General features: G+C 72.6%; 10 protein-coding genes. 3 read left to right on the top strand and 7 right to left on the bottom strand.

Annotation, left to right across the window (positions count from 1 at the left end; all coding sequences use genetic code 11):
- The first annotated feature begins 219 nt into the window (after positions 1-219).
- On the top strand, positions 220-1158 hold the full coding sequence (locus ACFXGA_RS37185) for a pentapeptide repeat-containing protein (RefSeq protein ID WP_378096849.1): 939 nt from the start codon (positions 220-222) through the stop codon (positions 1156-1158).
- Between the two features lie 340 nt (positions 1159-1498).
- Here the strand turns inward: ACFXGA_RS37185 and ACFXGA_RS37180 are convergent, their stop codons facing one another.
- Complete coding sequence (locus ACFXGA_RS37180; RefSeq protein WP_378096846.1) at positions 1499-3022, bottom strand: cobyric acid synthase; 1524 nt, start codon at positions 3020-3022, stop codon at positions 1499-1501.
- Between the two features lie 68 nt (positions 3023-3090).
- Between ACFXGA_RS37180 and ACFXGA_RS37175 the strand changes: the two genes are divergently transcribed.
- Positions 3091-3789, top strand: a complete 699-nt coding sequence (locus ACFXGA_RS37175; RefSeq protein WP_378096843.1) for an alpha/beta fold hydrolase — start codon at positions 3091-3093, stop codon at positions 3787-3789.
- On the opposite strand, the gene map is transcribed toward ACFXGA_RS37175, so the two are convergent.
- The 6 genes from map to dxr form a co-directional block, all read right to left on the bottom strand.
- A complete protein-coding gene (gene map, locus ACFXGA_RS37170; RefSeq protein WP_378096840.1) occupies positions 3776-4633 on the bottom strand; it encodes a type I methionyl aminopeptidase in 858 nt (285 codons plus the stop codon). The two genes, ACFXGA_RS37175 and map, sit on opposite strands and share 14 nt — an antisense overlap.
- A 256-nt stretch (positions 4634-4889) precedes the next feature.
- On the bottom strand, positions 4890-6704 hold the full coding sequence (locus ACFXGA_RS37165; protein ID WP_378096838.1) for a penicillin-binding transpeptidase domain-containing protein: 1815 nt from the start codon (positions 6702-6704) through the stop codon (positions 4890-4892).
- Between the two features lie 58 nt (positions 6705-6762).
- Complete coding sequence (locus ACFXGA_RS37160) at positions 6763-7617, bottom strand: GNAT family N-acetyltransferase (RefSeq protein WP_378096836.1); 855 nt, start codon at positions 7615-7617, stop codon at positions 6763-6765.
- Between the two features lie 50 nt (positions 7618-7667).
- The gene (ispG, locus tag ACFXGA_RS37155) at positions 7668-8825 is read right to left on the bottom strand and encodes a flavodoxin-dependent (E)-4-hydroxy-3-methylbut-2-enyl-diphosphate synthase (protein ID WP_378096833.1); all 1158 of its coding nucleotides are present in this window, start codon (positions 8823-8825) and stop codon (positions 7668-7670) included.
- A 13-nt stretch (positions 8826-8838) separates the two neighbouring features.
- Complete coding sequence (locus tag ACFXGA_RS37150; RefSeq protein ID WP_378096830.1) at positions 8839-10041, bottom strand: M50 family metallopeptidase; 1203 nt, start codon at positions 10039-10041, stop codon at positions 8839-8841.
- Between the two features lies 1 nt (position 10042).
- Positions 10043-11263 carry a 1-deoxy-D-xylulose-5-phosphate reductoisomerase gene (gene dxr, locus ACFXGA_RS37145; protein WP_378096827.1) on the bottom strand — a complete coding sequence of 407 codons (1221 nt, stop codon included), beginning with the start codon at positions 11261-11263 and terminating at the stop codon, positions 10043-10045.
- A gap of 155 nt (positions 11264-11418) precedes the next feature.
- Between dxr and ACFXGA_RS37140 the strand changes: the two genes are divergently transcribed.
- Complete coding sequence (locus ACFXGA_RS37140) at positions 11419-11685, top strand: GlsB/YeaQ/YmgE family stress response membrane protein (protein ID WP_378096824.1); 267 nt, start codon at positions 11419-11421, stop codon at positions 11683-11685.
- Positions 11686-11794: the final 109 nt, after the last annotated feature.

The raw sequence follows: 11794 nt of genomic DNA, 5'->3' as shown, positions 1-11794 counted from the left end.
AGCGTCCCGCCAGGCCTGCCGGCTTCGTCCAGCCTAAGGCACCCGAACCCATGTCAAATCGAGCCTCGGTGGTGGTGTGGCGGGTCCGATGTGGGCGGGTTGGTGGGGTTGTTGTGGGTGGTGAAGGGTCCGTTGTTGTGGGTGGTGGCGGGTCCGTTGGGGGTGGGTGGGGAACGCCCGGCTCGGTGATTGACGAGTCGTGGGAGTTCCGATGGGCTGGTGATCGTGGAGCACCGCGTGCTGTCGGCCAAGACGATCGTGCTCTGGGCGGTCGGGTTGGTGGTCGTGGCGGTCGGGTCCGTCGTCCTCCTCCTGGTCACGTTGGGTTCCGGGGAGCCGCGGGACGGGGTGCGGTTGGACGTGGTCCGCACGGCTTCCAGCATCGTCATCGGCACCGGTGGGGCGGCGGCGTTGTTGCTCACGGCGCGCCGGCAGCGGTACGCCGAGTTGGACCTGGTGCAGAAGGACCACGATGCGACCGAGCGGCGCGTCACCGAGTTGTACGGCAAGGCCGCCGATCAGTTGGGCAGTGACAAGGCTCCCGTGCGGTTGGCCGGGCTGTACGCGCTCGAACGGCTGGCGCAGGACAACCCGGCGCACCGGCAGACGATCGTGAACCTGGTCTGCGCCTACCTCCGGATGCCGTTCACGCCGCCGCCGGAGGCGCGGGTCCGCACGCGGGTGGGGCCGCGGGACGCGCATCGCTTCCAGGAGCTGGAGGTGCGGCAGACGGCGACCTCGCTGCTGGCCGCGCACCTGCGGCCCGATCGGCCCGAGGCGTTCTGGGGCGACATCGCGCTCGACCTGTCCCACGCGACGCTGGTCAAGCTCACCCTGACGCACGCGCTGATCAGGTCCGCGTCGTTCGCGGGCACCACGTTCGTCGGGCCGGCGACGTTCCGCGGCACCCGGTTCGCCGGCATGGCGGACTTCCGCGACACCTGGTTCCGCGACCTGGCGGACTTCCGGCGGGTCGCGTTCGGCGAGTCGGTGTTCCGGGGCGCGGTGTTCGAGGGCGGCACGGACTTCGGCGTGCACACGGACGCGTCGCTGGTCGGGGCGCGGGCGCGCACCGGGGGCGCGCGGCGGAAGTGGCCGGCCGGGTGGGTGGAGGAGACGGTGGAGCCCGGGGTCGCACTGCTCGTAGCCCGGCGGTGACGCCTGTTGACCTGAACGGGGGACGTATCCCCGGACGCGCCGCCGGTACCTTCACAGTGTGACTACCCGTGAGCGGAGGTGTGACGTGTGCGCCTACTTTCGCATGTCCCTCCGCGTGACCGCGGTCAGCTGAGCAGTCGTCCTTCCAGGACCGCTCCGGATTCTCCCACGCACGGATGCCGTCGCACGGCCCTCGACGGGCCACGCGGGTAGTCCGCCCGGCTTGCCGGTCGGGCAGCCGCCCGCGGGACCGTCACGAAGGCCGGTCGCCGATCCGGCTCCCGCTCGCCGGTGAACCAACGCGCGACTTGCCGGTCACGCGCACCGCGGTGGGACGTCGTCAGGCGACGGGCGGGGCGCCGGCGGGAGGGATGACGGGCAGCCCCGGGGGCGACCCCTTCTCCAACAACGCCCACACCGCGTCGGTGTCGAGGTGGTCGGCGACCAGGTCGCCGAGCAGGTCGAGCTGCGCGGCCCGCCGACCGGCGAAGTCGACGTCCGGCGCGGGGGTGAATCCTTCCCGGTCCGCGTGACCGGCGGCCCAGCGCAGGAACGCGCGGCGGAAGCCGTCGTTCTCCAGCAACCCGTGCCAGTGCGTGCCGGCGACCCGGCCGCGCACCGCGCCCTCCGGCGCGCCGTCCGGCAGGGTGATCAGGCCCTGCTCGCCGTTGCGGGTGACCACGCCGTGGTGGATCTCGTAGCCCGTGACGGGTTCGCCGAACGCGTGCCCGCGCGGCCGGTTCAGCGTCTTGTCCACCTCGAACCGCACGTCCACGTCCAGCAGGCCGAGCCCCGGCACCACGCCCGCGCGCGATTCCACCGCGTCCTCGACCGTCCGGCCGAGCATCTGGAACCCGCCGCAGATGCCCAGCACCGGCCCGCCGTGCGCGGCGATCGCGTCGGCCAGGCCCGTGGCGCGCAACCAGCGCAGGTCCGCCACCGTCGCCTTCGAGCCGGGCACCACCACGAGGTCCGCGTCGGCCAGCCGGGACGGCTCGGTGACGAACCGCACCGACACACCCGGCTCGCAGGCCAGCGCCTCCACGTCGGTGGCGTTGGAGATCCGCGGCAGCCGCACGACGGCCACGCGCAGCCACCGGTCGCCGTGCGGCGGCTCCGGCCTGCCGATCACCCCGTCCGCCGCGTACGACAGGGAGTCCTCCGCGTCCAGCCACAGCTCTTCCCGCCACGGCAGCACGCCGAGCACGGGACGCCCGGTCAGGGCCCGCAACTGCCGCAGCCCCGGTTCCAGCAACGCCGGGTCGCCGCGGAACTTGTTCACCACGAACCCGCCGACCAGCGCCTGGTCGGCGGGGTCGAGCAGCGCGAGCGTGCCGAACAGGTGCGCGAACACCCCGCCCCGGTCGATGTCGCCGACGACGAGCACCGGCAGGTCCGCCGCCCGCGCCAACCCCATGTTGGCGATGTCGTGGGCCCGCAGGTTGATCTCGGCGGGCGAGCCCGCGCCCTCGCAGACCACCACCTCGAAGTCGTCCCGCAGGCCGTCCAGCGTGGCCAGGACGGTCCGGAACAGCTCGGCCTTGCGCTCGCGGTAGGACAGCGCCGACACCTCGCCCACGGCCCGGCCCAGCACGACGACCTGCGAGCTGCGGTCACCGCCCGGCTTGAGCAGCACCGGGTTGAACCGCACGCTCGGCTCCAACCCGCACGCGGCCGCCTGCACGGCCTGCGCCCGGCCGATCTCGCCGCCGTCCGGCGTCACCACCGAGTTGTTGGACATGTTCTGCGCCTTGAACGGGGCGGTCCGCACGCCGCGCCGGGTGAGCCACCGGCAGAGGCCGGCGGCCAGCACGCTCTTCCCGGCGTCCGACGTCGTGCCGGCCACCAGCACCGCGCTGCGCACAGAACCCCCTCACGTCGGCCGAACCGACACCCGGGCTTTTGTCGGTCGCGGCTGACATCATCCACGGCATGGTCGACGTCCCCGCCACCGCGGTCCTGGTGCACAGCCCCTACCTCGGACCGGCGAGCCTGCGCCCGCTCGCGGACGCGCTGGCCCGGCTCGGGCACCCCGTGGTGCTGCTCGACCTGCGGGTCACGGTGAACGCCGCGCCCGTGCACCAGCGGCTGATCGGGGTGTTCGCCGACGCGGTGGAGGACTCGCTGCCCGAGGGCGAGCTGGTGCTCGTCGGGCACAGCGGCGCGGGTCCGCTGCTGCCCGCGTTCGCGGACGCGCTGGAGACGCCGGTGCGCGGCCTGGTGTTCCTCGACGCCGAGCTGCCCACCCCCGGCCGGAGCTGGCGCGACGACGCGCCGGCCGAGCGCATGGCCCGGCTGAAGGCGATCTCGCGGGACGGGCTGATGCCGCGCTGGGACCTCTGGTTCGCGCCGGAGGCGCTGTCGGCGATGGTGCCGGACGTGCGGCTGCTGGAGGAGATCGTGGCCGAGGCCCCCGAGGTGCCGTTGGCGTTCCTGAAGGAGCCCCGGCCCACCGTGGCGTGGACCGGGGCGTGCTCCTACCTGCGGCTCAGCCCGGCCTACGACGCCGCCGCGCGGGCCGCGCGCGAGCTGGGCTGGCCGGTGGTCGAGCTGGACAGCCACCACCTGGGCGCGGTGACGGCGCCCGACGAGGTGGCCGCCGCGCTGGTGCCGCTGCTCAGCAGACGGTGAGGATCTCCGCGCCGTCCTCGGTGACCACGATCGTGTGCTCGAACTGGGCGGTCCAGCTCTTGTCGCGGGTGGTGACCGTCCAGCCGTCGTCCCACAGGTCGTGCTCGATGCCGCCGAGGGTGATCATCGGCTCGATGGTGAACGTCATGCCCTCTTCGATGATCGTGGGCACGTGCGGCGCGTCGTAGTGCAGCACCACCAGGCCGCTGTGGAAGGTGCGGCCGATGCCGTGGCCGGTGAAGTCGCGCACCACGCCGTAGCCGAAGCGGTTGGCGTAGGACTCGATGACGCGGCCGACCACGTTGAGCTGCCGGCCGGGCTTCACCGCCTTGATGGCGCGCATGGTGGCCTCGTGGGTTCGCTCGACCAGCAGGCGCGCCTCCTCGCTCACGTCGCCCGCCAGGAAGGTGGCGTTCGTATCGCCGTGCACGCCGCCGATGTAGGCGGTGACGTCCACGTTGACGATGTCGCCGTCCTGGACCACGGTCGAGTCGGGGATGCCGTGGCAGATGACCTCGTTCAGCGAGGTGCAGCAGGACTTGGGGAACCCGCGGTAGCCGAGCGTGGACGGGTACGCGCCGTTGTCGCACAGGAACTCGTGCGCGACCGCGTCGATCTCGTCGGTGGTGACGCCGGGCACGATGACCTTGCCGGCCTCCTGCAACGCCTGCGCCGCCAACCGGCCGGCGACGCGCATGGCCTCGATCACCTCGGGCGGCTGCACCCACGGGTCGGTGTTGCGCCGGGGTTCGGGCCGGTCGACGTACTCGGGTCGCTCGATGCCCGCGGGCACCGGACGACGCGGGGACAACTGGCCTGGCACAAGGGCGGCACGAACGGACATGCCTCCAGATTACGGCTCTGCGTGACGGGACCTGCGCCGCGTGTCCGTCAGGCGGGGCTCCGGGTCACCAACGCTCCTCCGCCCGCATCGCCGGCACCACTTCGGACAACGGCGGACCGGATGTCGCGGGCAGCGGCTCGATCAGCAGCTCGTCCCGGCTCCCGGCGGCCGGGATCAGCTCACCGGCCGCGATGAGCCGTTCGCGCAGCCCTTCGTCCGGTCCACGCGCGCCATCGTGCCACAGCCGACCGCCCGTTCAGCCCAACGCGGCCAGGAAGCGGGCGGTGGCGTCGACCGCCGGGGCGGAGCTGTTCGTGCCCAGCAGCAGCGTGGCGAACGCCACGTCGCCGCGGTAGCCCACGAACCAGCCGTGCGAGTTCGTGCCGTCCCCGAACTGCGCCGTGCCGGTCTTGCCCCGCACGTCCCCGTACGGCTTGAGCTGGGGCGCGGTGCCGGACTCGACCACTTCCCGCATCATCGCCCGCAGCGGCTCCAGCACCGCGGGCGCGGGCGGGGTCGGCGTGCGGTCGGCCTTCGTCTCCCGGCCTTCGAGCAGCGTCGGGACCGGCGCCCGGCCCGTCGCCGCCGTCGCGGCCACCACGGCCATCCCGAACGGGCTCGCCAGCACCTTGCCCTGGCCGAAGCCGTCCTCCGCCCGCTCGACCACGTCGGCGGCGGGCGGCACGGAGCCGGTGATGGTGGTGATCGCCGGGATCTCGAAGTCGACGCCCAGGCCGAACCCCTCCGCCGCCGCGGTCAGCGCGTCGGGCACCATGCCCGCCGCGAGCTGCGCGAACGTGGTGTTGCACGAGAACGCGAACGCCGAGTGCAGCGGGATCGTGCCCTTGTCGAACTCGTGGTCGTTCGGCACGACCCGACGCCCGTCGATCACCGCCTTGCCGGGGCACGGCAGCGGGCTGTCCGCCGTCGCCTGCCCGGACGCCAGCGCGGCGGCCGCCGTGACGATCTTGAACGTGGACCCCGGCGGGTAGCGGCCGGTCAACGCGACCGCGCCCTCCTTGTCGGCCGGGTCGTTCTGCGCCACCGCCAGGATCTCGCCGGTCGATGCCTGCAACGCCACCAGCATCGCCGCCTGCGGCACCGGCTCCAGCGCGTCCTCGGCCGCGGTCTGCACCGCCCGGCTCAGCGTGGTCGAGACCGCCTGCGCCGGCTCCGGGGCCTGCTCGTGCAGGGTCTCCACCTCGTCGCCGGCCGCGTTCACCGTGTAGACGCGCCGCCCGGCCTTCCCCGCGATCTCCTCCTCCACCGCCTTGCGGATCGCGGGCAGCACCTGCGAGCCGAACGTCCGCGACGGCGCGAGCAGGCTCGTCTGCGTGGTGAACCGCACCCCCGGCAGCTCGTAGATCTGCGGTTTCACGGTCTGGTAGTCGGCGTCGCGCAGCGCGGCCACCTGGTAGACCTGCCCGGCGGGCACCTTCGACGCCCCGTCCAGGATCGACTGCCGCGTGATCGCCGCGTCGATGGGCGACAGGGCCGCGGCCAGCGCGTCCGCCACCGCGTTCACGTCGCCCGCGCCCTTGGCGTCGAGCAGGATCGACACGACCTGCTCCGGCGCGAGCAGCGGCGTGCCCTCCCGGTCCAGCACGGGCGCCATCGGGGCCTTCACCTCGGCCACGCCCAGCGTCTGCTGCACGGCGAGCTTCGGGTGCACGACCTTGGGCGCCCAGTGCACCTTCCAGTCGTCCTCCGCGCGCCGCAGCTCGAACTTCGTCTCGTAGCCCCACGCCTGGTCGGGCCCGAACCGCCAGTCCAGCCGGGCGGTCGCCTCGGCGGTGTCCGAGCCGCCGTCGGAGCGCACCTGCTCGACCTTCGCGTCCAGGCCGGAGGGCTTGAGCGCCTCGCGGACCTTGCCCAGCAGCCCCTTCGCGCCGTCCGGGTCGTCGGTCAGCCCGGCCGCGCCGTCGACGTCGCCCGCGGCGAGCTTGGCCAGGAAGTCGCCCGCCACCTGCTCCGGTCCGGGCCGCGACGAGAACAGGCCGCAGCCGCTGACGAGCAGCAGGACCACCACGGACAGGACCAGCCGGGACGGGGCAGGCGTGCGCGCGATCACGGGGCCGAGTATGCCCGGTGGCACCGGCGCGGCCGTGGGCCGCCCGCCCGCGCCCCCGTCAGAACAGGACGGTGGCGTACTGGCCGACCTGGGAAAACCCGATCTTGCGGTAGGCGGCCCTGGCCACGTCGTTGTAGGAGTTGACGTACAGCGACGCGGTCCGGCCCAGGCCCTTGACCAGGCGTTCGGCCACCGCCGCGGTGCCCGCCGCGCCGATGCCGCGGCCACGCCGGTCCGGCCGCACCCACACGCCCTGGATCTGCCCGACCCGCGCCGACATGGCCCCGATCTCGGCCTTGAACACCACGTCGCCGCCCTCGAACCGGGCGAACGCCCGCCCGCCCGCGATCAGCTCGGCCACCCGGGCCCGGTAGGACGCGCCGCCGTCCTCGGCGCACGGGTCGACGCCGACCTCCTCGATGAACATCGCGATGGCGGCCGGCAGGTACCGGTCCAGCTCGTCCGGCCGCACGGGCCGCACCAGCGGGTCCAGCGGGATCGACGGGCTGCCGCCCAGCGCCATCAACGGCTGGTCGGCGCGCACCTCGCGGGCCGGGCCCCAGTCCGGGGCCAGCTCCTCCCACAGCCCGAGGACCTGCTCGGCGGGCCCGACCAGCGAGGAGCACATGCGGCCCCGGCGGCGGGCCCGGTCGGCGAAGCTGCGCAACGCGGGCCCGTCACCCCGCAGCGGGATCAGGTTGGGCCCGGCGAAGCACAGCGCGTCGACCCGGCTGCCGCGCAGCGACCGGTGGTCGTACGCCCACACCTCACCGCCGAGCCGCCACGGGTCCAGGCCCGCGACCTCGACCCGTGCGGCGACCATGCAGGACGCCACCGGGTCGGCCGCGAGCACGGCCAGGACCTCGGGCAGGTCCCGCTCGTCGAGCAAGCGCGCGCCAGCCAACCTCAGCACGCGTCCAAGCCTGCCAGATGCACGGCGTTACCCGCGCGTCCGCCACCCGCTCAGCCGACCGTCACGACCGGTTCGCCGCCTTCGACCGTCTCGCCCATCTCCTCGGCGATGCGCATGGCCTCCTCGATCAGGGTCTCCACGATCTGGTGCTCCGGCACGGTCTTGACGACCTTGCCCTTCACGAAGATCTGACCCTTGCCGTTGCCGGACGCCACGCCCAGGTCCGCCTCGCGCGCCTCGCCCGGCCCGTTCACCACGCAGCCCATCACGGCGACCCGCAGCGGCACCTCCATGCCCTCCAGACCGGCCGTGACCTGGTCCGCGAGGGTGTAGACGTCCACCTGGGCCCGGCCGCACGACGGGCACGACACGATCTCCAGCTTGCGCGGGCGCAGGTTGAGCGACTGGAGGATCTGGTGCCCGACCTTGACCTCCTCGACCGGGGGCGCGGACAGCGAGACCCGGATCGTGTCGCCGATGCCCTGCCGCAGCAGCGCGCCGAACGCGACCGCGGACTTGATCGTGCCCTGGAACGCCGGACCGGCCTCGGTCACGCCCAGGTGCAGCGGGTAGTCGCACTGCTCGGCCAGCAGCTCGTAGGCCCGGATCATCACGACCGGGTCGTTGTGCTTGACCGAGATCTTCAGGTCGTGGAAGTCGTGCTCGGCGAACAGCGACGCCTCCCACAGCGCCGACTCGGCCAGCGCCTCCGGCGTGGCCTTGCCGTACTTGGCGAGCAGCCGCGGGTCCAGCGAGCCGGCGTTGACGCCGATGCGGATGGGCGTGCCGTGGTCGCGCGCCGCCGCCGCGATCTCGCGCACCTTGTCGTCGAACTTCTTGATGTTGCCCGGGTTGACCCGCACCGCCGCGCACCCGGCCTCGATCGCCGCGAACACGTACTTCGGCTGGAAGTGGATGTCCGCGATCACCGGGATCTGCGACTTCTTCGCGATCGCGGCCAGCGCGTCCGCGTCGTCCTGCGACGGGCACGCCACCCGCACGATGTCGCAGCCGGCCGCGGTCAGCTCCGCGATCTGCTGCAACGTCGCGTTGACGTCGGCGGTCACGGTGGTGGTCATCGACTGCACGGACACCGGGAACTCGCTGCCGACGCCCACCGACCCCACCATGAGCTGGCGGGTCTTGCGCCGTTCCGACAACACCGGAGGAGGCATCGCCGGGAGACCGAGCATGACGCCGTCACTCATGTACTGGCACCTCTCACTGGAAGAGCTTGATGGGGTTGACGATGTCCGCGGTGATCGTCAACAACGTGACCGACCCGCCGACGAAGATCACGAAGTAGGTCAGCGGCAGCAGCCGCAGGTAGTTGACCGGAGCGCCGTCGGGCAGGCCGCGCAGCTTCCGGATCCAGTTTCGCACCCGCTCGTAGAGGTTGACGGCGATGTGACCACCGTCAAGCGGCAGCAGCGGCAGGAGGTTGAACACACCGACGAAGAAGTTGAGGCCGGCGAGCATCAGCCAGAACAGCTGCCACAGGCCCCGGTCGACCGCCTCGCCGCCGAGCCGGCTCGCGCCGACCACGCTGACCGGGCTGTCGATGTCGCGCTCGCCGCCGCCGATGGCCTCGATCACGGCCGGGATCTTCTTCGGGAAGTTGATCAGACCGCGCCAGGTGTTCTCGAACATCGTGCCGGTGAACGACGTCGCGCCGCCGAGCGCGGTGAACGCGTTGTACTCGAAGTTGCGCTGCTGGATGACGCCGATCGCGCCGATCTCGGTCTTGTAGCGGGTGCCGTCCTTGCGCTCCAGCTCCCGCTCGACCCGGGCCACGTCGGCGGTGAGGGTCAGCTCCCGGCCGTCGCGGAGCACCCCGAACTCGGTCGGGCCGGACCGCTCGCGGGTCTTCTCCAGCACGTTCGCCCAGGTCGGGGTGGGCGTGCCGGCCACGGACACGATCTCGTCGCCGGGCTGGAAGCCCGCGTCCCTGGCCGGGGCGGGCGCACCGGGCGCGCACTCGTCCTGGGTGCTGGTGCTGCTCTGCACGCACGGGGCGACCTCGGCGATCACGGCGCTGTCCCGGAGGTTCGGGATGCCCATCGTGAAGGCCATGAAGTACAGGATGACGAACCCGACGATGAAGTGCGTGATGGAGCCCGCGGAGAGGACCACCACCCGCTTCCAGGTCTTCTGCCGGTTGAACGCGCGGTGCCGGTCCTCGGGCGCGACCTCCTCCAGCGCGGTCATGCCGGTGATCTCGCAGAACCCGCCCGCCGGGATGGCCTTGACGCCGTACTCGGTCTCGCCGCGGCGGAACGACCAGATGCGCGGCCCGAACCCGATGAAGTACCGGGTCACCTTCATCCCGAACATCTTCGCGGTGGCCAGGTGGCCCAGCTCGTGCAACGCGATCGAGATGCCGATGAGCAGGGCGAACAGCAGAATGCCCAGGAAAACGAGCACGTCAGTCCCTTCCAGACCCCACCGAAGTGGCCACGAGTTCCCGCGCCCGCGTCCGGGCCCAATGCTCCGCCGCGAGCACCTCGGCGACGTCGGCCGGCTCGTGCGCCCAGCCGTCCGCCTCCGCGAGCACCCGTTCGACAGTGTCCACGATGGAGGTGAACGACGTGCCGCCGTCGAGGAACACCGCGACCGCTTCCTCGTTCGCCGCGTTGTAGACCGCCGGGAGGCAGCCGCCGCCGGAACCCGCCTGCCTGGCCAGCCGCACCGCCGGGAACGTCTCGTCGTCCAGCGGCTCGAACGTCCACGCCGTCGCGACGTCGAAGGTACACGCGGCGGCGGCGCCGGGGACGCGGTCCGGCCAGCCGAGGGCCAGCGCGATCGGCAGCCGCATGTCGGGCGGGCTGGCCTGGGCGAGCGTGGAGCCGTCGGTGAAGGCGACCATCGAGTGCACCACCGACTGCGGGTGCACGACCACGTCGATGCGGTCGTAGGGCACGCCGAACAGCAGGTGCGCCTCGATCAGCTCCAGCCCCTTGTTGACCAGGGTGGAGGAGTTGATGGTGATGACCGGGCCCATCGACCACGTCGGGTGCGCCATGGCCTCACGCGCGGTGACGTCCGCCAGGTCGGCGCGGGTGCGGCCGCGGAACGGGCCGCCGGAGGCGGTGAGCACCAGCCTCGCGACCTCGTCGGCCCGCCCGCCGCGCAGGCACTGGGCGAGCGCGGAGTGCTCGGAGTCGACCGGCACGATCTGGCCGGGCTTCGCCGCCTTGAGCACCAGCGGGCCGCCCGCGATCAGCGACTCCTTGTTGGCCAGGGCGAGCGTCGCGCCGGACTCCAGGGCGTGCAGCGTGGGCGCGAGGCCGATGGACCCGGTGATGCCGTTGAGCACCACGTCCGCGGGCGTGGAGTCGACCAGGTCCGTCATGGCGGTCGGCCCGGCGAGGATGCGGGGCAGCTTGAACGCGCCGGACGGGTAGCCGCGCCGCTGGGCCTCGGCGTAGAGGGCGAGCGTGACGTCCTCGACCGCGGTGGCCCGCGCCACGGCCACGGCCTGGACGCCGTGCTCCAGGGCCTGCGCGGCGATGGTGGCCGGGTCGGCGCCGCCGGCGGCCAGGCCGACCGCGGTGAACCGGTCGCGGTTGGCCGAGATCACGTCGAGGGCCTGGGTGCCGATCGACCCGGTGGAACCGAGGACCAGGACCGTGCGTGGTGTGCTCATCACCCACCATTGTTCCCGAACCGCCCCGATAGCCCGCACAGCGGTACTTCGATAACGGAACGGTAACGAGGGCGTGGCTTCACACGAACGTGGGCATTCCTCGATCAAGCGCCCGACGGATCCGCCCGTCGCGGCCTTCAGGAAGGAGAGCCCCCGTGGGCATCTTGGGTTGGATCGTCCTCGGCCTCATCGCGGGTGCCATCGCCAAGGCCATCATGCCTGGTCGGGACCCCGGCGGCATCATCATCACGATGTTGCTCGGCATTGTCGGCGCCATCATCGGCGGTTTCATCGGCCGGGCCATCTTCGGGACCGACATCAACACGTTCTTCGACCTGAGCACCTGGCTGCTCGCCATCCTCGGCTCGCTGATCGTGCTCGGCATCTACCGCATGGTGACCGGTTCCCGCGCCAGGGCATGACCTCGTCCGAACACCGATCCACGGAGCGCCCCGCCGGGCGACCGGCGGGGCGCGCCCGCGGTGGCGGCCGGGTCAGTTAGCCCCCCCCGCGTCGCGCGCCCCCCGCGCG

The sequence above is a fragment of the Actinosynnema sp. NPDC059335 genome (genome assembly GCF_042752395.1).
Lineage (GTDB): Bacteria > Actinomycetota > Actinomycetes > Mycobacteriales > Pseudonocardiaceae > Actinosynnema.
The sequence above is the reverse complement of the archived record's forward strand: the minus strand, read 5'-3'. Positions and strand labels throughout refer to the sequence as shown.

What these genes read in the sequence shown, in the direction of transcription:
- map (WP_378096840.1), bottom strand. Translation starts at nt 4,633, where the DNA reads ATGTCCGTTCGTGCCGCCCTTGTGCCAGGCCAGTTGTCCCCGCGTCGT.
- dxr (WP_378096827.1), bottom strand. Translation starts at nt 11,263, where the DNA reads ATGAGCACACCACGCACGGTCCTGGTCCTCGGTTCCACCGGGTCGATC.
- ispG (WP_378096833.1), bottom strand. Translation starts at nt 8,825, where the DNA reads ATGAGTGACGGCGTCATGCTCGGTCTCCCGGCGATGCCTCCTCCGGTG.
- ACFXGA_RS37175 (WP_378096843.1), top strand. Translation starts at nt 3,091, where the DNA reads ATGGTCGACGTCCCCGCCACCGCGGTCCTGGTGCACAGCCCCTACCTC.